The sequence below is a fragment of the Gemmatimonadaceae bacterium genome (assembly GCA_019752115.1).
Taxonomy (GTDB): domain Bacteria; phylum Gemmatimonadota; class Gemmatimonadetes; order Gemmatimonadales; family Gemmatimonadaceae; genus Gemmatimonas.
Window position 1 is genome coordinate 29,079 of record JAIEMN010000033.1, and the last position, 21,219, is coordinate 50,297.

Consider the following 21,219-nt stretch of genomic DNA (forward strand, 5'->3'; position numbering starts at 1 on the left):
ATGAAAGTAATCCCCAATGCGCCAACGGCAACGGGTACATCTACGGAAAAACCAGTTGACAGATCCCGAAGGCGCCCCTATTCTACGGAAGATTCCGTAGTCAATGCCCCACCCCCACCCTTTCCCTGGTGACCGACTACCACTTCCCCCCGCGCGAACTCGCCGTCATGTCGGTGCTCTGGAAGCTGGGCTCCGCCAGCGTGGCGGAGGTCCGCGAGCACCTCGACGAAGATCTCGCCTATACCTCCGTCCTCTCGGCGCTTCAGACCCTCGAAGACAAGGGCTACGTGCGCCATGAGCCCGAGGGACGGGCCTACCGCTACTTCCCGACCGTTGCCGCCGACAAGGCCGGCAAGAGTGCGATCGGCCGGATCAAGGACGCGATCTTTCAGGGCTCCGCCGAGCGCATGTTCGCGCAGCTCGTGAGCGACAAGAAGCTGAGCCGCGATGAACTCGAGCGGATGCGCGCGCTGCTCGCCGAGCGGTTGGGAGACGACGCATGACCGCCGCCTTCCTGCTCAGCTGGATCGCCGTCGCGGTGGTCATGTCCGCCCTGATCGCGGCGGCGGCGATGGCGGCGCAGCGACTCGCCGTGCGGGCGATGCCGGTCCGCATGATCTGGGCGGCCGCCATGCTGGCCATGATCGGCGTCACGTTCACGCAGCCCCTGCGGCGCGCGGCGGCCATCGAACGAATCGAGGGGCCCACGCCCAGCGCGCTGCGTCTCACCGCGGTCGAGAGTGCGCCGCCCTCGCCCCTCGAACAGATGCTGGCGTCGCTGCGCCACGCGCCGAGCCGAGCCATCGACCAGGTGATCGCGTCCGCGTCGTTCGTCGCGCAGCAGCTGCCGCCAGCCACGCGGTTGGGGGTGCTGTTCATCTGGCCGGGAGCGACGGCGCTCATCACCGTGATTCTGCTGGGCAGCTATCGGCGACAGCGCGCGCTGCTGCGCCGCGCCGTTCCGCGAGAGATGGCCGGTGCGGTGGTGCATGTCAGTGCCGACACCGGTCCCGCCGTGATCGGTGCGGCGGCGCCGGCCATCGTGGTGCCCGCCTGGTTGCTGGCCCGCACCGAGACCGAGCAGCGGCTCGTCGTGGCTCATGAGTCGGCGCATATCGCGGCGCACGATCCGCAACTCTTGCTCGCGGGCTGTGTGTGCGTGGCGCTGATGCCGTGGAATCCGGCCGCCTGGTTTGCGCTGGCTCGCCTCCGGCTGGCCATCGAACTCGATTGTGATGCCCGCGTGCTCGCGCGTGGCACCGACACCCGTCAGTACGGACAGCTCCTCATCGAGATGTCCGCCGCCGCACCGTCCCCAGCGATCCCGCTGGGCGCCCCCGCGTTTTCCTACCGCGCATCCCACCTCGAACGGAGACTTCGGACGATGACTGCTCGCCCCACTCGTTTTCTCGCCGCGCGTCGTGCGTCGGCCCTCCTCATCGGCTCGGCGGCGGTGCTCGCCGCCTGCGGCGCGGAGCTCCCCACGGCCACGGAGTTGCAGGGCATGGATGTCGCGAAGGCCGAATCGCGGATCGGTGAAGTGGTGAAGATCGACAGCGCCACCACGCGCTACCTGCTGAATGGCAAGATCGTCGAGGCGCGCATCGCCCGCGGTGTGCTGGCCGATTCCATCGCGACGATTGAGGTGCACAAGACCGGGAACAAGGCCAACGAGATTCGCATCGTGACCAAGGGGGTGCCGACGTCGGGCACGGTGAAGGAGGTGGCGCTCGCCAACGTGATCGGCAAGGATGCGCCGATAGTCGTGGTGCGTGGTCAACCGCTCGAGGGGCGCCCGGTGAGCGGCATGGTCATTCGATCGGATTCCACGCGCGGCGAACCGCTGTTCTTCATCGACGGCAAGAAGTCCACGAAGGCCGACCTGGACAAGCTGTCGCCCAACGCCATCGAAAGTGTCTCAGTGCTCAAGGGTCCGACTGCGGTGGTCAAGTACGGCGCCGACGCGGCGAATGGCGCCATCGAGATCGTCCTCAAGAAGTGACCGGTGTGACCTGACCGCTTGACTTTTCGTCACTTCAGACCGAACCTGAGAATCATGACCGCCACGCTCTGGGCCCCGGCCCGACTTATCAGCCTTATTCCCGTCGTCGTAACGCTTCTTGTTACGGCGGTACTTGTCGTACTTACGACTCGGGAGCAGGGCCAGAGCGTCGCGGCGATGTAGCGCGACTCCCCGCCCCTCCCGACACCAACCGGGAGCGGCGGACTGATCGAACGACAGCCCAGGCCCCTCCCACGGAGGGGCCTTCTTCGTTTCCGGGCCGGGCCCGGAAGGAGACTCCGATGTACATGGCTTTCGATCGATTCCAGACCACGTCTCGCCACACCCAGTCCAGCGCCGACGCCACCGGCACCCCCTTCACCACCCGCAACACGCCGAACGCCGCCCGCCCGAACACGGAGAGCAAGGACTACCGCGAACAAGCCGACGGCGCCCCCTAACCGCCGTCCCCGAAGTCCAGCTCCCGCCGTCCAGCTTCCGCCGTACAGGCTTCCGTGGTGCGTTCAGCGAATCGAGTCCGTCAGTACTACGCGTCCCGCCGAGTACGGCTGCCACGACGCCCCAATCGCCACCACCTCCATCCACATCGCGCTCCCATCCACATGCACAATGCAGAAGTGGTACGGTGAATCGCCCGCTCGAGGTCCCGGTCGCACCAGCTGGGTCAGCCGCACGCCGTCGCCTTTCGACGCGCGCAGGTATGCCCGCTGGTCCGGGTTCCCCTCGAAGGCGTAGAGCGGCGCGCCACCGCCCCCGCTGACAATTTCGTCGAGCCGCCACGCGCCCTGCGCGTCGGTCCAGCGCTCGACCCAATGTTCGAACAAGTGCTCGTGTCCCGTCACGAGCAGCCGCACGTGATGCTGGCGAAAGAGCGGCATGTAGCGCCGCCGCACGGCATCGGCCGGCGGTTCCACGGTCGCGCCACCATGCGGACCGGAGCTGAGCACCGGATGGTGGAACATCACCACCACGTGCACATAGCGCGTACGATCGAGTCCCTCGAGCTGCGCCTTCACCCACGCGTACTGCTTGCTGTCGTCAGCGATGTTCGAGTCGAACGCCAGCACGAACGTGTTGCCATAGCCAAAGGCGTAGGTCGGATAGCCATCCAGTCGGCGCATCGACCCGTTCGCCGGAATGAGCGGCGCCACGGCGGCAAGATAGTTCGTGAGCCCCTCGCGGCGCCCGGGATCGCTCAGCGCCTCGGCGGCGGTCACGTCATGATTGCCGGGCGCCAGGAAGTACGGCACGCCGCCTTGCTGGGTGAGGCGATTGATCAGCCCCACGAAGCTCACATTCCACTGCCGCGGGTCGCGCCCGTTCACGACCGCGTCGCCACTCTGCAGCACGAAGCGCACGGGATCGGGGCCGCCCTTGAGTCGCTCGATCGCTGCGAGCATGCCGTCGACCACGAATTCGTGCTCTTCCTGGGTCGCCACGCCATCGCGCCGCCCGCGCGTATCGCCGTAGGCAATGAACGAGAAGCGGGTCGCCGAGGCACTGGCCGCCTCGGTCGGCAGCGGGGTGGCCGGCGCCTGGATGGGCGTGACGGCGGCGCGGTCGCGTTGCGCCCCCGCGGCGCAGGCCCACAAGGAAGCCGCCGCCATCCCCGCGGTGGTGAAGCCCGAGAGCCGTCGCAGCGCAGATCGCATCAGAAGTACCGTTGGCAGCGTTCGATGTAGCGCGCGAGCAGCGTGCGTCGCGCGGCCAGTTCGGTGGCGGCGGGCGAACGGCCCACCCAGAAGGTCAGCGCCGTGAGCTCCTCGCGCGGCACGCCCGGGCGCATCCCCTGCAGCACCGGCATCGCGTCGCGGGTGAGCACCCGAAGCCCCGTGACGCCGGTCGTGTCATTCACCACCGGTTCAATGCGGTCGGCGAGATCCCCGGCGTCTCCCATGATCCGCGTGGGTAGCATGGAACCGTTTACGGGGCGCTGCACCACCACCGTCAGCCGGCAGGGGAGCGCGTTGAGCACCTCCTGATGCACGGTCGGCAGCGTCAGGCGAAAACCCGTCTCGAGATCGCGCGACAGCTGCTGCAGGTCGCTCACCGAGCCATGCCGCCGCAGAATCTCGAACCGCTCGGCCAGGGTCTGTGCCGCCAGCGGGCGCCCCAGGCACGCCGACAGCAACGCAAGCAGGGGCCCGACCCGACGGCCCCGAACGAGGAGGGGAAGCATCTCGGAACGCTGCATGGCGGGCGGGCCGCTGGAAAGGGGCCCTCGCCATGGCCCGGCGATGGGGAGAATCCCGATGGCGGGATGCTGGTCCACACCACACTGTTTCGGAGACGGCCCAGGCCGTCCACTCCCCTGTACGACTCGCACCCGCGCCCCACCAGCCATGTCTGACGCCACGGCCGCCGTTACGCCTCCGCACGTCTCGCACCACGGCAAGCACAAGTATCCCGGCTTCCACGTGACCTGCAGCGGCAATCAACTGGTCACGCAGTACGTCGAGACGCGCATTACCGAGGGTGGCGTCTTCTATCCCATCACGCCGAGCACCGAAGGCGGCGAGATCTACCAGCAGTCGTTCGCCACCGGCGAACTGAATGTCTGGGGGCAGCAGAAGGTCGCCGCCGAAACGGAAGGCGAGCATGCGGCGCAGGGTGGCGCCACCGCCTTCGCCGTGACCGGCCGACGCACGGTGAACTTCACCTCCGGGCAGGGCATCGTCTACGCGATGGAGCAGTACTACCACGCGCCGGGCAAGCTCTCCACGATGGTGCTGCAGGTCGGCGCCCGCGCGCTGACCAAGCATGCGCTCAACGTGCACTGCGGCCATGATGACCTCTACGCCGCACTCGATGTGGGCTGGATCATGCTCATGGCACGCGACGCGCAGCAGGCGGCCGACCAGGCCATCATCCTGCGCAAGACGTGCGAGCTCGCGCTCAATCCGGGGATGAACATTCAGGACGGCATGCTCACGACGCACAGTGAGCGCATGTACCTGGCGCCGGAGGCCGAGTTCCTGCGCGAGTATCTCGGCGCCGCCGATGACATCATCCCCTGCCCCACGCCGGCGCAGCGCGAGCTCTTCGGGCCCACGCGCCGCCGCGTGCCGCAGATGATGGACCTCAAGAACCCCGCGCTGCTGGGCCCCGTGCAGAACCAGGAGCACCACATGAACGGCGTGGTGGCGCGGCGCAACAACTTCAGCGAACACGTGCTTCCCATGCTGGAGGCGTCGTACAAGGAGTTCGCCGACCTCACCGGCCGCGAGTACGGGCTCATCTCGCAGTACAAGACCGACGACGCCGACACGGTCTTCATCTCGCTCGGCTGCGCCGCTGAGAACATCGAAGCCGCCTGCGATTACCTGCGCGACCAGCGCAACGCGAAGGTGGGCTCGATCCACATCAACGTCATCCGCCCCTTCCCCGAAGACGCGGTCATCAACGCACTCCGCGGCAAGAAGCGGGTGATCATCCTCGAGCGCACCGACGAAAGCTTTGCCGGTGACAACCCGCTCGCCCGCGACATCCGCGTGGCACTCGGCAAGGCCAACGAGATCACCAAGTTCGGCGGCCCGCACCCGGCGCTGACCCCCGACGAAACGCCCCGGCTCTTCCGCGGTGCGTATGGCATCGGCTCGCGCGACTTCCGCCCCGAGCACATCATCGGCGCCTACGAGTTCGCCACCGGCGTCTCGGCGCGCACCGACGGCCGCACCGCCGACGATGGCGAGACGTACTTCGTGCTCGGCGTGCAGCACCCGTACGCCGTCATCAGCAAGGACACCCCAAGCCTGTTGCCGGAAGGCGCGATTGCCGTGCGCTTCCACTCGATTGGCGGCTGGGGGATGATCACGACCGGCAAGAACCTGGGTGCCATCATCGGCGACCTGGGCCAGTACCTCGCCGAGCAGAACCCGAGCTACGACGACGAAGGCATTCTCGAAGACAAGCTCTTCGTGATGGCCAACCCCAAGTACGGGTCGGAGAAGAAGGGCGCGCCCACGAACTACTACCTCACCGTGGCGCCGTCGCAGATCAAGGTGAACTGCGAACTGAACCACGTGGACGTGGTGCTCTGCTGCGACCCCAAGGCGTTCACGCACACCAACCCGCTGGAAGGGCTCAAGCGCGGCGGGGTGCTGGTGTGGGAATCGAGCGAAAGCCCGACGAGCGCCTGGCAGCGCATTCCGGCGGCGCACCGCGAGTTCATCATCGAGCAGGACATCAAGGTCTACATCCTCCCAGGCTTCGATATCGCCCGGAAGGCCACGAACCAGACCGAACTCCAGCTGCGCATGCAGGGGAACGCGTTCCTCGGGGCGTTCTTCAAGGTCTCGCCGTTCCTCGACACGTATCACATCTCCCCCGAAGAGTTCCGCAAGATCATCTACAAGCAGTACGTGAAGAAGTTTGCGCGCTTCGGCGATGCGGTCGTGGAATCGAACATGACCGTCATGGACGAAGGGTTCTCGCGCGTGGTGGAGATCACGCGCGGCGACATGGGCGATCCCGATCGCTCGAGCATGCGCAACCCGCTGCTGGCGCCGCTGGGTGAGCACTACTTCCCGCCCACGGCCGGCTGCGGCTCGTGTGGTGGCGGAGGCATCTCCTTCCCCACCGCACAGCTCTCGCGCGCGCCCCTCAAAACGATGGGCAAGTTCGACAGCGAGTTCCGCTCGGGGCTGGGCTACCATCAGCCGGCCAGTGCGCTCGCCTCGGTGGGTATCATGGCCGCCGGCACCGGCGCCACGCAGTCCAAGTATGTGGCGCGCCGTGAAACCCCGGTGTACGTGCCCGAGAACTGCACGCAGTGCATGGAGTGCATCTCGGTCTGCCCCGACACCGCGCTTCCCAATACGGCGCAGGAAGTGGGCACCGTGCTCCGCACGGCCGTGGTGAACTACGTGCGGGACGGCGGGGATCGCCAAACGCTGCTCACCGAGTTGCCGGCGCTCGAACAGCGCGCCCGAACCCGCATGATGGACGCCGTAAAGGCCAAGGCCTCGGTCCCCTTCAAGACCATCGTGCGCGAAGAAGCCGCCGCCATCACCGGCATCGCCGACGCCTCGCGCGAGGAGTTCTGCGGCATCATCGACAAGCTGCCGCTGGCCTACAGCAATGTGCCGGCCATCTTCCGCACCGTCGAAGCCAAGAACCCGGGTCAGGGCGGCCTGTTCTCGATCTTCGTAAGCGACCTGTGCAAGGGGTGCGGCGAGTGCGTGCAGGTGTGCGGCGACCACGACGCGCTCCGCATGACGCGCGAAACCGAGGAGCTCAACGCCGAGCTGACCACGGCACAGGTCTTCTCGCGCCTGCTCCCGGACACGCCGCAGAAGTTCCTCGGTCTCTACAACGACGACGACATCACCAGCTCCAAGGACGCCACGCTGCGCAATCACCTCATGGTGCGGCGCAACTACGAGGCACTCGTCAGTGGTGACGGCGCCTGCGCCGGCTGCGGGGAGAAGAGCGTGCTCCGCTCCATCGCCAGCATCACCGAGGCGTACATGCGGCCGATGTACCACAAGAAGGCCGAGCGCCTCACCGCCAAGGCCTCGCGGCTCGATACGGAAGGCGTCGCCCGGCTGAACGCCCTCAAGGCCAGCAGCCCCGACGAGTACGCCCGCTTCCGCACGGCTTTCATGCACATCGTCATGGGGCTCGGCGGCGAGAACGACGCCGACACGGCCAAGCGGATCGCCGCGCACGAGGCCAAGCACGGCCCGGTGAGCGATGAGCACATCCTGGGGGGCCTGGCCGCGGTACTGCGCCAGGACGCCTTCAACCACCGCGAGCTGCAGGCGGTGGACGGCCGCCGGGCGAACGGCATGTCGGTCATGATGATGGGTGCCAGCACCGGCTGCAACACGGTGTACGGCTCCACCCCGCCGGCCAATCCGCACGCCTACCCCTGGATGAACTCGCTCTTCCAGGACGGCGCCACGATCAGCTGGCTCATGGCCGAGTCCATCATCGTGGACCACGCGCGGCGTTCGGTCGCCCCGGAGCGGCTCACCGATGCCCTGCTCGACAAGGCCAGCGACGTGATGAGTGAGGAGGAGTACTTCCACCTCACGCACCTCGACGACACGCTCATGACCGATCAGGAAGTGCGCGAGTTGCCCAAGGTGTGGGTCGTGGGCGGCGACGGCGCGCTGGGCGACATCGGCTTCCAGAACGTGTCCAAGGTGGTGCTGCAGAACCGCCCGAACGTGAAGATGCTGATGCTCGACACGCAGGTGTACTCCAACACCGGCGGTCAGAACTCCGATTCGAGCACCATGCTGGGCGGCTACGACATGAACCAGTTCGGTCATGCCTCGCAGGGCAAGCTCACGGAGAAGAAGAACGTGGCCGAGGCGTTCACGAGCGGCCATGGCTCGCCGTTCGTGGGTCAGGTCTCGGTGGCGAATGCGCCGCGCATGTACAAGGCCATGATCGACGGCCTGGAGTATCGCGGCACCGCCTTCTTCCAGTGCTACACCACCTGCCAGCCGGAGCACGGCGTGGGCGACAACATGAGCGCCGATCAGGCGAGCATGGTGCGCGATGCGCGTGGTGTGCCGGAGTTCGTCTTCAACCCGCGCAAGGGCGAGACGATGCAGGAAGCGTTCGACCTCAAGGGCAACCCGAGCCTCGACCGCGACTGGTGGCACACCAAATACGCCAGCAACGGCGAAGCGTTCACCTTTGGCGTGGCGCACTGGGCGCTCACCGAGGGCCGTTTCCGCAAGCACCTCAGCGAGGTGAAGGAAGCCGACATCGCGGGCATGACGCCGATGCACGACCAGCTGATGTTCGTCACGCAGGACGACGTCACCTACCGCCGCGTCTTCGACCCATCACACCGCAGCTACATCCCCAACCTCGGCTGCTACATCAAGGTCGAACGGAAGGGCGCGTTCAAGTACTACGCGGTGACTCGGCAGATGGTGCTCTTCGCCGTGGAACGCCGGAAGGCCTGGCGCATGCTGCAAAGCAAGGCCGGTATCATCAACAAGGACTACCTCGCCCAGAAGGCGCTGCTGGCGCGCATCGATCGTGGTGAACTCACGGTCGCCGACGCAAAGGCGAATCTGGCGGCGTTGCTGGCGGAGACGGTGTCCTGAGGGGCAACTCGAGAACTGGCCACGGATGACACGGAAACGCACGGCTCCTTCAGCGCGAGCTGAGGGAACCGCGTGTTTCCGTGTCATCCGTGGCAGTTACTATCGAGTCGTCGTATCGCTCAGCACGACACGCGCCGACCGGTACGGCTGCCAGTCGCGCCCCCAATCCACGCCCACGACGTCGAACGAGAGTCGGGTGCCGTCCACGTGCACGATGAGGAAGTGGTACGGGTTGTCCCCCGCCTGCATGCCCGGCTTTACGAGGTGGGTGAGACGCACCGAGTCGGCACCGGCGTCGCGGATATACTGGCGCGTATCGGGCTCACCCTGATACGTGTACAGCGGGGCCCCACCGCCGCCGCTGACGATGTGGTCCATGCGCTGCGGCGCGCCCGAGGCGTCGCGATAGCGTTCGACCCAGTGTTCGAACAGATGCTCATGCCCCGTAAGCAGCAGCCGCACCTTGTGCTTGCGGAAGAGCGGCATGTACCTGGCGCGCACCGCAGCTGTGGGGCGCTCCACGATCGATCCGCCGTGCGGCCCCGACGAAAAGGCCGGGTGGTGTGAGAACACCACCACATTCGTATAGCGCTTCCGGTCGAGCCCTTCGAGCTGTTGCTGCACCCAGCCGAACTGCACCGTGTCTTCGGCGATGTTCGAGTCGAAGGCGATGACGAAGGTGTTGCCGTAGCCGAAGGCGTACGTCGGATAACCGCGGAGGCGCCGCACATTGCCGTCGGCGGGGATCAGCCCACCCACCGCGCGCAGATAGTTGGCCAGCCCTTCCTTGCGCCCCGGGTTCTCGAGATCGCCGGCCGCGGTCACGTCATGGTTGCCCGGCGCCAGATAGTAGGGCACGCCGCCGGCCGTGGTGATGCGGTTGATCAGGCTGACGAAGCTCACGTTCCACTGCTTCGGATCGCGACCATTCACCACGGCGTCGCCGCTCTGCAGCACGAATCGGACCAGGTCGGGCCCCTTCTCGAGTCGCGTGATCGCGCGGAGCATTTCGTCCACCACGAGGCTGTGCTCGTACTGCTCCGCCTGGCCATCGCGGCGGCCGCGCGTGTCGCCATAGGCGATGAACGAGAAGCGGGTAACGCCCGCACTCTGCGCTTCCGGCGGGAGCGGGCGCGTGGGTTTGGCGATGGCGATGACGGAGTCGCGCGGAGCGACCCCCTGGGCCGTCGCGGAGCACGGCAGCAGGATGGCGGCGATCGCCACCGAGAGAGGGAGAGAGCGCATCCCCGGAATTCCCTCTCCGGAGCGCGATCACGCAAGGAGTGGCCGGAAAGACCGCGTCGCGCGGCCCCCGTCAGCGCCGGCTAGTCGACGCGCGTGAACACAAAGTCGGCATTGCGGGCATCGTTCGCCGACCCGGGGCACGACCCGCCCATGCCGGAGTTCATCACCAGTGTGCGGGCGTCACTGACGCGCACGCGGTAGGCGCCGATGCTCCGCCCATTCTCGGTGGCCGAGGTGATCATGATCGTGGGCACCGCGACCGAATAACCGGCGTCGCGCACGCCCACCCATTGCCAGCGCCCGATCGTCACCGTGGGCGACACGCTTTCCGGCGCTCCGTTGGCGGTGCGGATGAGCGCCAACGACCGGCGGAACTCGCCGGAGGCGCCGAGGCGAATGGTATCCTGCAGCGTGGTGACCCAGCGGGTGCCGCTGCAGACGTGATCGAAGATGACCACCGGCGCGCTTTGACCGTCCGCACTGCTCAGCACATACGTGACCGGGCCCGTGGTCAGCGTGGCGGCAAGGGCGCGCTCGAGGTCGGCCTGCGGGGTGGCGGCCGGTGCCGTGGTGTCGGCGCACGAAGCCGCGCCAACGAGGAGCAGTACCGCGGCGAAGGTCGCATTGGCCCGCATCGAGCACACTCCGCGTGGTAGAGACGTCGGCCGCCTGACCCTCGCGGACCTACTTGGGGAAGCTCCCGACCAGGGGGCCTCGCGTCAAGCGATCGCGGCCGTGGCCGCCGGCAACGACAAACGCCCCGCCACCGAAGTGACGAGGCGTCTGGCAAAGAGCGGGCGACCGGACTCGAACCGGCGACGTCCAGCTTGGGAAGCTGGCATTCTACCAACTGAATTACGCCCGCGACGGAATGGGAAGGTAGCCGCCGGTCCGCCGGGCTACAAGCCTCCCTCCACCCTCCTACCCCTCAACCCAGTCCCGGTTCAGCCGCCGGGATGCCAGGAACAACAGCACCGACGCCATCACGTAGAACCCGGCCCCGTAGTACAGCGCGTAGCGCATCGACTCGGCCCCGTACTGGGGCGCCAGCCGGTCGCTCAGGAAGCCGAAGATCCAGAGCCCCACGGCAATGCCGAGCAGGTTGTTGATCAGCAGAAAGAGCGAATTGACCGTCGTGCGCATCGACGCCGGCGCCAGATGCTGGACCGCACCGAGGACCGGGCCGAGCCAGGCGAGATTGAGCCCCGTCGGCACGAGGAACAACGCGAACGCCCAGACCAGCGACGTCGTGTTCATCGCCGCATACGCGAACGGCAGCGCGACCAGAAAGCACACGGCGGGCGTGAGCGCATACGCGGCCCGCGTACGCCTGGCGAACCGATCGGCAAAGGCCCCACCCAGCCAGATGCCAACCACGCCGCCGACGAGCGTGATCGCGCCGTAGTACCAGCTCGTCTGCGTGAGCGTGAGCCCGAGGCTGCGAATGAAGAAGCTGGGGAGCCAGAAGGCCACGCCGTAGCCGCAGATCGACGAACAGGCGGCACCCAGCGCGAGCAGCCAGAAGGTGGGCTTGGGGAAAACGGTGGCCATCACGCTGGCGAGTGACGGCGCCGGTGCGGTGGACACCGCGCCGTCCAATCCACCACGCGGCGGGTCCTTCACCACGAGCTTGAAAAATGGCGCAAGCAGCACCCCCGCCCCGCCCACGATGAAGAACGCCACGCGCCAGTTCATCGAGGCGGCGATCAGCCCGCCGAACAGAATGCCAAGCGCCGAGCCCACGGGAATGCCGAATGAGTACGCCGCGAGCGCGCGCGCGCGCTGCGCCTTGGGGAAGTAGTCGCTCACCAATGAATAGGCCGGCGCCACGCCCCCGGCTTCGCCGAAGCCCACGCCCACGCGCGCGAGGAAGAGCGACCAGAAGCCGCTCGCGAGGCCGCAGGCCATCGTGAACGCGCTCCAGAGGGCGAGCGCCGCGGTCATGATCCACGTGCGGCTCATGCGATCGGCGAGCCACGCGATGGGGACGGCGAGCGTGGAGTAGAGCATCGCGAAGGCGAGCCCGCCCATCAGGCCGAGCTGGGTGTCCGTGAGCCCGAGCTCCTTCTTGATCGGCTCCTTCAGGATCCCCAGGATCTGCCGATCGAGGAAGTTGAACGTGTACGCGAGCACGAGCATCGCGAGCACGACGTAGCGATAGCGGGCGTCGCGCGGCGCAGGGTCCAACGCCTCGCGTTCGGGGGCAGCGGGAAGCGGAGCGGGCATCCGTGCAATGTGCATCGCGGTGCGCGTGCGCACAGGACCACCCGCCCCTGCCAATGCTGCCAATATCGGGCAGCCGCGGTAGCTTGGGAGATGGCCCTGCCCCACCTCCTTGTCATCGATGCGCAGTCGCTGGCCGCGCGCGCCGCGCACGTCGCCAACGGCGACCCCGAGGCCGGCGTGCGCCTCTGGTGTCAGATGGCCCGTGGCGCGGCGCAGGATCTGGGCGCGACGCACCTCGCGGCGGCGTGGGATCACGAGGGGCCGACCTTCCGCCATGCGCTGTTCGCGGGCTACAAGCAGCGCCGCACCGGCGAAACGCGCTCACGCGTCGCGCCGATTCGCGCCGCGCTCGAGCAGACCGGGCTCCTGAGTCTGAGCGTCGCGGGGTTCGAGGGCGATGATGTCGTCGCGTCGATCATGGCGCGCTATCGCGCGGATCTCGCGGTGACGTTGCTCTCGAACGACTCCGACCTGCTGCAGTTTCTGAGCGACGGGGTGGCGGTGGTGAGCTACGTGGGGATGGGCAAAGGGACCGACGGCACGCGCGTCCGCCGCTGGCAGCCCACCGATGTGCAGGAGCGCTTCGGCGTGACGCCAGCGCAGCTTGCCGACTTCAAGGCGCTCGCCGGTGAGACGGGCGACGATATCCCGGGCGTGCCGCGCATCGGCAAGGACACCGCGGCCAAGCTGCTGCGCCGCTGGCAGAGTCTTGAAGGCGCGCTCGAGGCCAGCGAGTTCGTGAGTCATCGCGACGAAACCGCCAAGCTCGCGGGGCAGCATGATCACGCGCGCCTGATGCGATCCCTCACGACGATTCGCACCGACGTGCCGCTGCCGGTGTTTGCGCTCGAGGCGTGCGCGCTCGAGGTCATTGCGTGGCCCGGCGCCACTCGATCGTCGGGCACAGCAAGGCACGTCGAGGCCGGCCCCGGACTTGAGCAGGTCCCGTGGCCTGAGTAGACCATGTTGTCGCCACGGAGCACACGGAAACGCACCGTTCCCTCCGCGCGCGTTGATGGAACCGTGCGTTTCCGCGAAATCCGTGGCCAAAGTCGATGCACGTCAAACAAAAACGCCCCGGCCAGCGAGCTGACCGGAGCGTTGAAGAGCCACAGATCGGGATTGAACCGATGACCGCCCGATTACGAATCGGGTGCTCTACCACTGAGCTACTGTGGCGACGTGCGCGGAGCAAACTAACACGCTCCGGGACCATCGTGTACTGCGAAAACACCTGCATGCTCTGGCGCGGACTCGAACCGCGACGCCTTGCGGCACCGCCCCCTCAAGACGGCGTGTCTACCAATTTCACCACCAGAGCGAGGGGTCCCGGCTTGCACCAGGAACCTGCAACCAACACCTGCGAGCCGTACTACTGACGGGAGCGACGGGGCTCGAACCCGCGACCTCTCGAGTGACAGTCGAGTGCTCTAACCAAACTGAGCTACGCCCCCCAACCACACCTGCACCTGCAACCTGCTAGTAGCTCCAACGGGAATCGAACCCGTCTCTCGACCTTGAAAGGGTCGCGTCCTAACCGATAGACGATGGAGCCGTTTTCCCGTTGTGACTACCTACATAGCGGTAACGGGATTCGAACCCGTGTTCCAGCCTTGAGAGGGCTGTGTCCTAGTCCCCTAGACGATACCGCCAAGATCCAACAGGCCCGGAGGGAATCGAACCCCCAACCGCCGGTTTTGGAGACCGGTGCTCTACCAATTGAGCTACGGACCTCCAGAGATCTTTGCAGATCTCCGAGTGACTCAGGGTGACCGACGGGAATCGAACCCGCAACCCCCGGAACCACAATCCGGTGCTCTAACCGATTGAGCTACGGCCACCATGATCTCCGGAAATTCCAACGGAGACACCCATGGTAACCAGTCGGCCTTCGAACTTCAAGCGGGGGCGGACTCGACATTTTCCGTCGAGTCCGCCCGCGTCGCTCAGTCCTTCGCGCGATCGAGGTACTCGCCCGTCGTCGGGTTCACGCGAATGCGCGTCCCCTGCTCGATGAATTCCGGCACGTTCACCACCACGCCGTTCTCGAGCTTCGCCGGCTTCGACGACGCCGTCTTGGTGGCGCCACGCACGACCGGCGCCGTGTCCACGATCTCGAACACGAGCGAGTTCGGCAGCTCGATCCCGATCGGCCGCCCGTTGTACCACTCGGCCAGGATCTTCATCCCCGGCTGCATCCACGGCGCCGAATCACCGAGCGTCTCCTCGTCCAGCTCGAGCTGGTCGTAGTTCTCGATGTTCATGAAGTGGTACGTGTCGCCGCCCTGGTAGAGGAACTCCAGTTCGTGCGTTTCCATGTCCGCCTTCGTGATCGTGTCGGCGGCGCGGAAGCGATGCTCGAAGCTCGACCCGGTGCGAAGGTTCTTGAGCTTCGCCTGCACCATCGCGCGCAGGTTGCCCGGCGTGTGGTGACGGAACTCCAGCACGCGGCACGGATCGCCTTCGAAGACGAGCACCATGCCGCGACGGATCTGCGTTGCGGTGACGGCCATATAGTCAGACCTGCGAACAGGGAAACAGACGGGAGCCAGCGCCCATCGGTGTGGCACACCAACGGCAGCCGGATTCGGTACAGCCTCGAAAAATAGACGAGCTAAGCCGTGAAGGGAAGGCCATTTACCGCCCCCCGCCCGGGTCGGGACGGCCGGCCAGATCCCCCGCGAGATCCCGAGCTAGATCCCGAGCTTCCGCCGGAACTCCTGCCCGCTGGGCGGCCGCGCCGGCGTCTTCGGGTCGCGGCGCTCGGCCCCGACCTTCACGTCGAGCATCCGGCGGTCCGGCGCAAAGGCCGGCGGCGACACCCGGGTCGTCTCCGCCCGCTCGCCGTAGTGCTTGGCCAGGCCGAGCGCGATCCCTTCGAACGCCGCCAGCATCTCGGCCGGTCCCTCGAACCGGATGCGCATCGTGTCGAGGTCGATCAGCTCGACGTCGAACTCCGCATACGGAATGCCGGGGATCAGCGTGTCGAGCACCGTCGGTGCCAACCGCGTGATCTGCATCAGCACGGTGCGCGCCGACGTATGCCCCTTGAGCAGCGCGCCGTACTCCTTGAGGACCAGCGGCACGAGCTGCATCGCCACGAACTGGTAGACCTCGTGCACCGGCCGACGCCGCACATCGGCGATCGCTTCCACGAACGCCATGACCCGCCCCGGCGCCCCGGGGAGGCGCCCCACGTCATTCAGGTGCTCGGTCGACGCCGCGCGAACGGCCGCCAGCTCACGAGGGCCGAACTCCGCCTGCACCAGGTCTTCCAGCAGCACGAGGATGGAACGCATGGCGAGAACCTAATGCGTTCCGGCAGGCGCCGCCCACGAGGCGATCGCGGCTTGCAGCGGCCCCCACAGCGTGGCGGCGACGAGCCGTGATCCTTCCGGGTTGGGATGGATACCGTCCGCCTGGTTGAGCCGCGCGACGCCCGCCACGCCATCGAGGAGAAAGGGCCACAGGGGCACCTTCGTCTCCTGCGCCGCCCGCGCGTAGACGGCGTGAAAGCGCGTGGTGTAGGCGCGGCCGAGATTGGTGGGCGCCTCCATCTGCACGAGCGCGATCGCCGCCTCGGGGCGCTGCGCCCGCACGATGCCAATCAGCTTGATGAGGTTCGCGTAGGTCGAATCGGGATCGACGCCGCGCAGCCCGTCATTCGCGCCCACCTCGAGCACCACCAGACGCGCCGGCTGGTCGAGCACCCACGAGGCGCGGCGCACCGCGCCCGCCGAGGTTTCGCCGCTGAGCCCCGCATTCACGATGCGCACCGCGTACCCTGCCGAATCGGCCTTGGCCTGCAGCAGGGCGGGATAGGCCTGGGCCGGATCGAGCCCGAGTCCGGCCGTCAGGCTCGTCCCGAGGAGCACGACCCGGGGAACTCCCGCTGCGGCCGGACTTCCCGTTGATTGCGGATCGCGCGCCGCCGCCGAGGCGCCGACCGCTCCCGATGGAGCGCGTCCGGAATCCTTTCCCGACGCGCTGCCGTTGGAGGAGCGATCGGCGGCGTTGGCCCCGCAGGCGGCCAACCCGCCCAGCAGCATGGCCGCCAGCGCCCGAACGCCCCGAAATCTGACCCGCACCCGACTCTGCATGCTTGTTGCCCGTGGATTGACCAAGGAATACCTGAGCGGCACCCAGCGCCTGACGGTGCTGCGCGACGTGTCCTTCGACGTCCCGGCCGGCGCCTTCGTGTCCATTGTCGGACCCTCGGGCAGCGGAAAGACGACCCTGCTCGGCCTGCTGGCCGGACTCGATACCCCGAGCGCGGGGTCGGTGTCCCTCGATGGCGTGGATTTCTCGCGCCTCGACGAAGATGCCCGGGCCCGGCTGCGCGGTGAGAAAGTTGGGTTTGTCTTCCAGAGCTTTCAATTGATCCCCACGCTCACCGCGCTCGAGAATGTACAGGTTCCCCTCGAGTTGAGTGGGGCCGCGAGCACCACCGAGGCCGCCGTGCGCGCGAAAGAGCTGCTCACGCGCGTCGGTCTGGCGGATCGGACGCATCACTTTCCCCAGCAGCTGTCCGGCGGCGAGCAGCAACGGGTGGCGCTCGCGCGTGCGTTCGTGAACGAGCCGCGCATTCTCTTCGCCGATGAGCCCACCGGCAACCTCGATGGCACGACCGGTGAGCGCATCGTGGAGCTGCTGCAATCGCTCAACCGCGAGCGCGGCTGCACGATCGTGCTCGTCACGCACGACCCGAGCCTCGCCGCGCGCACGCAGCGTACCATCCGCCTGCGCGATGGCGTGATCGTGGAAGACATCCGGCACGACGCATGACGACTCAGGCCCTGCTCCGCCTGGCCTGGCGCGAAAGCCGTACGGCGCGCCGGCGGCTGGCGCTCTACATGTCGTCCATCGCGTTCGGTGTCGCTGCACTGGTTGCCATCGACTCGTTCGCCGGCAATGTCACGCGCTCCATTCGCGAGCAGTCGCGAACGCTGCTTGGCGGCGATCTCGCCCTGTCGTCACGGGCGGTGATGCCGGCCGTGGTGGACACGGTGCTCGACTCATTGGCCACCCAGCAGGTGCGCACTGCGCGCGTGACCACGTTTGCCTCGATGGCGCTCGCCGAACCGTCGGGCGGAACGCGGCTCGTGCAGGTGCGTGCCGTCTCGCCGGGCTACCCGTTCTACGGCGCCATTGAAACGGTCCCCAGTGGTGCCTGGGCCCGCGTGCACGCCGACACGGTGGTGTTCGTCGATGCGTCCCTGCTGGTGGCGCTGGACGCGAAGGTGGGCGACGTCCTGCGGCTGGGGCAGCAGGCATTCACGATTGGCGGCACGCTGGGCAATGTGCCGGGCGATGCCGGTATCGCCTCGGTAATCGGGCCGCGGGTGTACGTCTCGGATCGGTGGATCGAGCGCACCGGGCTGCTGCGCTTCGGCAGTCGTGCGGAATACGAAGTGGTGATGCAGCTGCCGCCGGCGCTCGCCGAGCGCGCGCGCGCCCGCACGCTCAAGTACGCCCTCTGGAAGCGCGTCGATCCGGAGTCGTTCGCGCGGGACTCCGTGCGGCGCGCCCGTGACGGCGACCGACGCAATCCCGGCGGCGGCGACGACGAACCCGACACCACGGCCGCCAATGATCGCGCCACCACGACCGCCGTGGCGGCGGTCGGGCGCCCGAACGATTCCACGCCCACCGCGGGATCGCCCACGGCGGACAGCACCGCCGTCGCGGCCCGCCCGGCGGCGCCCGCTGCACTCGCCGCGCCGCGCGCGCGCATCAGCGTGCGCACGGTGGCCGACACCGAGCGCGACTTCACGCAGGCCGTCGCGCAGCTCGCCGACTTTCTCAGCATCATCGGGCTGATCGCCCTGCTCCTGGGCGGCATCGGCGTCGCGTCGGGCGTCAACGCCTTTGTCAGCGCCAAGATCGACACCGTGGCCGTCCTGCGCTGCCTCGGCGCCACGAGCGGCCAGGTGCTGGCGCTCTATCTCGTGCAGGCGGTGGCGATGGGGCTGCTCGGTGCGACCGCCGGTGCCGTGCTCGGCGTTGGCGTGCAGTTCCTGCTACCGCGCGTGATGGGCGACTTCCTGCCCGTGGACGTCACCATCGCGCTCGAACCGCTCCCGCTGCTGCTTGGGCTCGCGACGGGCGTATGGGTGGCGCTCGTCTTCGCGCTCCGCCCGTTGCTGGCGCTCCGGCGCGTGTCGCCGCTTCAGGCCATTCGTCGCAACGCCGACCCGGCCGCGCTCCCGAGTGAGTGGCGTGATCCGGCGCGGCTGACCGTGGATGTGCTGCTCGTGGCCAGCATCCTCGGCATCGTCCTCTCGCGCGTGGAAGGGTGGCGCAACGGACTGGCGATGGCCGGCGGTATTCTTGGCGTGGTGGTCGTACTGTGGTTGGCCGCGACGGCGCTGATTGCGGTCGCGCGCCGCAGTCCGCGACCGAGCTGGCCGTTTCCGCTCCGCCAGGGCGTGGCCAATCTGCATCGTCCGGCCAATCAGACGCGCGCCGTGACGCTGGCCCTGGGCTTCGGCGCCTTTCTGCTCAGCACTGTCTACCTCGTGCAGGCCAACCTGCTGCGCCGCGTGCAGACCACCGCCGAAGCCAGCGCTGGCAATCTGCTGTTCTTCGACGTGCAGGATGATCAGGCGGCGCCACTCGATTCGCTGCTGCGGGCGCGCCAGCATCCCATCGTGCAGCAGACGCCGATCGTCACGATGCGCGTGGAGTCGATCAACAACCGCTCGGTCTCGGCGCTCACGGCCGATACGACGGTCCGCCGTGCCGGCTGGACGTTGCGTCGCGAGTATCGCTCGACCTATCGCGACTCCCTACAGGGGTCGGAGACGCTGGTTCAGGGGAAGTGGTTCCCATCCGCCGCGGAGCGTGAGAAAAACCGCGCGGCGAATCCCGACGCCCCCTTCCTCGTGTCCCTCGAGCAGGCGGTGGCGCGCGACATGGCCGTCACGATCGGCGATACGATCACCTGGAACGTGCAGGGCGTGCCCGTGCGCACCGTCGTGCACAACATCCGCACGGTGAACTTCGCGCGCTTCGAAGCAAACTTCTTCGTGGTGTTCGAACCGGCCGCGCTCAAGCGCGCCCCGCAGCAGTTCGTGATCGTGTCGAACGTGCCGGCGGGCACGGCGATGGCCGAGGTGCAGCGCGATGTGGTGCGCCGCTTCCCGAACGTGTCGAGTCTCGACCTCACGCTGGTGCGTCAGACCATTGGATCGATCGTGGACCGGGTGACGCTCGCGATTCGTTTCCTCGGCATCTTCTCACTCGCCATGGGCGTTCCGGTGCTCTTCAGCGCGGTGGCCGCTACGCGCCGCGCCCGCTTGCGTGAAGGGGTCCTGCTGCGCACGCTGGGCGCCACGCGGCGTCAGGTCGCGCGCGTGTTGCTCGCGGAGTACGGCGCCCTCGGCGCCCTCGGCGCGCTCACCGGGATGGTGCTCAGCTTCGGCAGCGCCTGGGCCATCACGCGGTTCGTCTTCGACGACGCCTTCGATCCGGCGATCGGGCCGACGGTGCTGATTGCGGCCGGGCTGCTGCTCCTCACGATGACGATCGGCGTGCTGACGAGCCGTGACGTCTATCGGGAAACGCCGATGATGGCGATCCGCGAGCCGGGATAACCGGCTCGCGTACGCGTTGGCGTACGCGTTGGCGTGCGCGACGTCAGCGCGGGATTACGCCACCGGCGACGGCCGCGCCGTTCTTGACCGCCACCCAGACGCGCGTGCCGGTGACCCCGCGCAGTTCGGCGGGGAGCGGCACGCGCTTGGTGCCGGAGCCATCGGTCAGCCGCAACGTGCCGCCTTCTTCGAGCAGACCATCAAAGGCCGGGGCGCCGTGCGCCGCGCGCACCACGTAATCGTTGACCACCACATCGCGTGGCGTGATCTGCACACCATGCACGACGATTTCGGCGCCGGCGAGACGCGACAGTCCGGTCGTGGCCATGCCACTGAGCGCGATGGTCTGCTCACCAGCCTTGAGGACGACCTGCCGCGCCGGCTCGGTCCCGATCATCGTCAGCACGCCGCGCACGGAATCGCCGCGCGCGCGACCCGTGTTGCCCCCCGCCAGCTGCGCCGCGATGGCACGAGCCATCGAATCACCGCGCGCCTGCGCGCGCCGCGACATCTCATTGCCGGCGTCGGTGCCAAGATTGCCGTCCCGGCCCGGCACCACCAGGGTGCCGTCACCGGTGCCGCTCGCCGAGGAATCCGCCAACCGCGGGAGCGAATCGAACACCACCGGCGGCTTGCCCGCGTTGGCGATCAGCGAATCGGCGCGTGTCGCGAGCGTGTCCAGGCCGGCCACATCGCCCTTGATGGTGACGCCATCGCCTTCACTCGCGCCGCACGCGCTGAGCAGCGCCGTCGTGGTCAGCAGGACCGCGGCCACCCGCACCGCACGGAGTCGGGGGATCATGAAGGGGCGCATACGTTGCCAACCTAGGACAATTCCAGAACCCGTCAACCAGTCACAGCATGGGAATACCGCGCCGTGCCCGTCTCGGCGTCAGGCGCGCCGGATCTCCCGATCGATCATATTGCCTCACCAGTCGCACACGGGGCATGCTGGGCGTGTGTCGGACAATCCGACCGGTTCACCGGAATCCAAGCAGTCCCGGCCGCTGGCTGGCATCGCGGGTGTGACGCCGGGTGCACAGTCGTCACACCACGGGCA

Annotated in this window: 16 protein-coding genes and 8 tRNA genes; 7 read left to right on the top strand and 17 right to left on the bottom strand. The window is 67.6% G+C overall.

The genetic code is table 11. From position 1 onward, the window contains the following. The first annotated feature begins 128 nt into the window (after positions 1-128). The 3 genes from K2R93_16320 (at position 129) to K2R93_16330 (ending at position 2,463) form a co-directional block, all read left to right on the top strand. The gene (locus tag K2R93_16320) at positions 129-503 is read left to right on the top strand and encodes a BlaI/MecI/CopY family transcriptional regulator (protein MBY0491410.1); all 375 of its coding nucleotides are present in this window, start codon (positions 129-131) and stop codon (positions 501-503) included. Then, positions 500-2,002, top strand: a complete 1,503-nt coding sequence (locus tag K2R93_16325) for a TonB-dependent receptor plug domain-containing protein (protein ID MBY0491411.1) — start codon at positions 500-502, stop codon at positions 2,000-2,002. The genes K2R93_16320 and K2R93_16325 overlap by 4 nt, the downstream gene beginning before the upstream one ends. Positions 2,003-2,310: 308 nt before the next feature. Beyond that, positions 2,311-2,463: a hypothetical protein gene (locus K2R93_16330; GenBank protein MBY0491412.1), complete on the top strand. Its 153-nt coding sequence runs from the start codon at positions 2,311-2,313 to the stop codon at positions 2,461-2,463. A 63-nt stretch (positions 2,464-2,526) separates the two neighbouring features. Here K2R93_16330 and K2R93_16335 read toward each other — a convergent pair whose 3' ends face one another. After that, a complete protein-coding gene (locus K2R93_16335) occupies positions 2,527-3,675 on the bottom strand; it encodes a metallophosphoesterase (GenBank protein ID MBY0491413.1) in 1,149 nt (382 codons plus the stop codon). Then, complete coding sequence (locus K2R93_16340) at positions 3,675-4,202, bottom strand: hypothetical protein (protein MBY0491414.1); 528 nt, start codon at positions 4,200-4,202, stop codon at positions 3,675-3,677. Before K2R93_16340 ends, K2R93_16335 begins: the two co-directional genes overlap by 1 nt. A 163-nt stretch (positions 4,203-4,365) precedes the next feature. Between K2R93_16340 and K2R93_16345 the strand changes: the two genes are divergently transcribed. Continuing rightward, positions 4,366-9,093 carry a 2-oxoacid:acceptor oxidoreductase family protein gene (locus tag K2R93_16345; GenBank protein ID MBY0491415.1) on the top strand — a complete coding sequence of 1,576 codons (4,728 nt, stop codon included), beginning with the start codon at positions 4,366-4,368 and terminating at the stop codon, positions 9,091-9,093. A 99-nt stretch (positions 9,094-9,192) separates the two neighbouring features. Here K2R93_16345 and K2R93_16350 read toward each other — a convergent pair whose 3' ends face one another. The 4 genes from K2R93_16350 to K2R93_16365 all read right to left on the bottom strand — a co-directional run bounded on the left by K2R93_16350 (position 9,193) and on the right by K2R93_16365 (position 12,564). Further along, on the bottom strand, positions 9,193-10,338 hold the full coding sequence (locus K2R93_16350; protein ID MBY0491416.1) for a metallophosphoesterase: 1,146 nt from the start codon (positions 10,336-10,338) through the stop codon (positions 9,193-9,195). An 80-nt stretch (positions 10,339-10,418) separates the two neighbouring features. After that, positions 10,419-10,973, bottom strand: coding sequence for a hypothetical protein (locus K2R93_16355; GenBank protein MBY0491417.1), 555 nt, complete (start codon positions 10,971-10,973; stop codon positions 10,419-10,421). 157 nt (positions 10,974-11,130) lie between these two features. Further along, positions 11,131-11,203: transfer RNA gene (locus tag K2R93_16360), tRNA-Gly, on the bottom strand. Between the two features lie 56 nt (positions 11,204-11,259). After that, complete coding sequence (locus tag K2R93_16365) at positions 11,260-12,564, bottom strand: MFS transporter (protein MBY0491418.1); 1,305 nt, start codon at positions 12,562-12,564, stop codon at positions 11,260-11,262. A 90-nt stretch (positions 12,565-12,654) separates the two neighbouring features. On the opposite strand from K2R93_16365, the gene K2R93_16370 reads away from it, so the two are divergent. Further along, a complete protein-coding gene (locus K2R93_16370; protein MBY0491419.1) occupies positions 12,655-13,524 on the top strand; it encodes a hypothetical protein in 870 nt (289 codons plus the stop codon). A 147-nt stretch (positions 13,525-13,671) separates the two neighbouring features. Here K2R93_16370 and K2R93_16375 read toward each other — a convergent pair. The 10 genes from K2R93_16375 to K2R93_16420 form a co-directional block, all read right to left on the bottom strand. Further along, positions 13,672-13,743: transfer RNA gene (locus tag K2R93_16375), tRNA-Thr, on the bottom strand. Positions 13,744-13,803: 60 nt separating this feature from the next. After that, positions 13,804-13,885, bottom strand: a tRNA-Leu gene (locus K2R93_16380). Between the two features lie 58 nt (positions 13,886-13,943). After that, positions 13,944-14,018 (bottom strand) — tRNA-Asp (locus tag K2R93_16385). A gap of 29 nt (positions 14,019-14,047) precedes the next feature. Further along, positions 14,048-14,119 (bottom strand) — tRNA-Glu (locus K2R93_16390). Between the two features lie 24 nt (positions 14,120-14,143). Beyond that, positions 14,144-14,216: transfer RNA gene (locus K2R93_16395), tRNA-Glu, on the bottom strand. A gap of 9 nt (positions 14,217-14,225) precedes the next feature. Continuing rightward, positions 14,226-14,298: transfer RNA gene (locus K2R93_16400), tRNA-Trp, on the bottom strand. Between the two features lie 33 nt (positions 14,299-14,331). Next, positions 14,332-14,405, bottom strand: a tRNA-His gene (locus tag K2R93_16405). A 105-nt stretch (positions 14,406-14,510) separates the two neighbouring features. Beyond that, entirely contained in the window at positions 14,511-15,077 is a 567-nt protein-coding gene (gene efp / locus K2R93_16410) for an elongation factor P (GenBank protein ID MBY0491420.1), read from the bottom strand. 180 nt (positions 15,078-15,257) lie between these two features. Then, entirely contained in the window at positions 15,258-15,863 is a 606-nt protein-coding gene (locus K2R93_16415) for a hypothetical protein (protein MBY0491421.1), read from the bottom strand. A gap of 9 nt (positions 15,864-15,872) precedes the next feature. Then, positions 15,873-16,439 carry an arylesterase gene (locus tag K2R93_16420; GenBank protein MBY0491422.1) on the bottom strand — a complete coding sequence of 189 codons (567 nt, stop codon included), beginning with the start codon at positions 16,437-16,439 and terminating at the stop codon, positions 15,873-15,875. 172 nt (positions 16,440-16,611) lie between these two features. Between K2R93_16420 and K2R93_16425 the strand changes: the two genes are divergently transcribed. Further along, on the top strand, positions 16,612-17,349 hold the full coding sequence (locus K2R93_16425) for an ABC transporter ATP-binding protein (GenBank protein MBY0491423.1): 738 nt from the start codon (positions 16,612-16,614) through the stop codon (positions 17,347-17,349). Then, on the top strand, positions 17,346-20,159 hold the full coding sequence (locus K2R93_16430) for an ABC transporter permease (GenBank protein ID MBY0491424.1): 2,814 nt from the start codon (positions 17,346-17,348) through the stop codon (positions 20,157-20,159). The genes K2R93_16425 and K2R93_16430 overlap by 4 nt, the downstream gene beginning before the upstream one ends. A 43-nt stretch (positions 20,160-20,202) precedes the next feature. Here K2R93_16430 and K2R93_16435 read toward each other — a convergent pair whose 3' ends face one another. Beyond that, a complete protein-coding gene (locus K2R93_16435; protein ID MBY0491425.1) occupies positions 20,203-20,961 on the bottom strand; it encodes a hypothetical protein in 759 nt (252 codons plus the stop codon). Positions 20,962-21,219 lie beyond the last annotated feature (258 nt).

Excerpts from the sequence above, each read along its gene's own strand:
- K2R93_16325 (MBY0491411.1), top strand. The coding sequence starts at position 500 with ATGACCGCCGCCTTCCTGCTCAGCTGGATCGCCGTCGCGGTGGTCATG.
- K2R93_16330 (MBY0491412.1), top strand. The coding sequence starts at position 2,311 with ATGGCTTTCGATCGATTCCAGACCACGTCTCGCCACACCCAGTCCAGC.
- K2R93_16335 (MBY0491413.1), bottom strand. The coding sequence starts at position 3,675 with ATGCGATCTGCGCTGCGACGGCTCTCGGGCTTCACCACCGCGGGGATG.
- K2R93_16340 (MBY0491414.1), bottom strand. The coding sequence starts at position 4,202 with ATGCTTCCCCTCCTCGTTCGGGGCCGTCGGGTCGGGCCCCTGCTTGCG.
- K2R93_16345 (MBY0491415.1), top strand. The coding sequence starts at position 4,366 with ATGTCTGACGCCACGGCCGCCGTTACGCCTCCGCACGTCTCGCACCAC.
- K2R93_16350 (MBY0491416.1), bottom strand. The coding sequence starts at position 10,338 with ATGCGCTCTCTCCCTCTCTCGGTGGCGATCGCCGCCATCCTGCTGCCG.
- K2R93_16355 (MBY0491417.1), bottom strand. The coding sequence starts at position 10,973 with ATGCGGGCCAATGCGACCTTCGCCGCGGTACTGCTCCTCGTTGGCGCG.
- K2R93_16365 (MBY0491418.1), bottom strand. The coding sequence starts at position 12,564 with ATGCCCGCTCCGCTTCCCGCTGCCCCCGAACGCGAGGCGTTGGACCCT.
- K2R93_16370 (MBY0491419.1), top strand. The coding sequence starts at position 12,655 with ATGGCCCTGCCCCACCTCCTTGTCATCGATGCGCAGTCGCTGGCCGCG.
- efp (MBY0491420.1), bottom strand. The coding sequence starts at position 15,077 with ATGGCCGTCACCGCAACGCAGATCCGTCGCGGCATGGTGCTCGTCTTC.
- K2R93_16415 (MBY0491421.1), bottom strand. The coding sequence starts at position 15,863 with ATGCGTTCCATCCTCGTGCTGCTGGAAGACCTGGTGCAGGCGGAGTTC.
- K2R93_16425 (MBY0491423.1), top strand. The coding sequence starts at position 16,612 with ATGGCCGCCAGCGCCCGAACGCCCCGAAATCTGACCCGCACCCGACTC.
- K2R93_16430 (MBY0491424.1), top strand. The coding sequence starts at position 17,346 with ATGACGACTCAGGCCCTGCTCCGCCTGGCCTGGCGCGAAAGCCGTACG.
- K2R93_16435 (MBY0491425.1), bottom strand. The coding sequence starts at position 20,961 with ATGATCCCCCGACTCCGTGCGGTGCGGGTGGCCGCGGTCCTGCTGACC.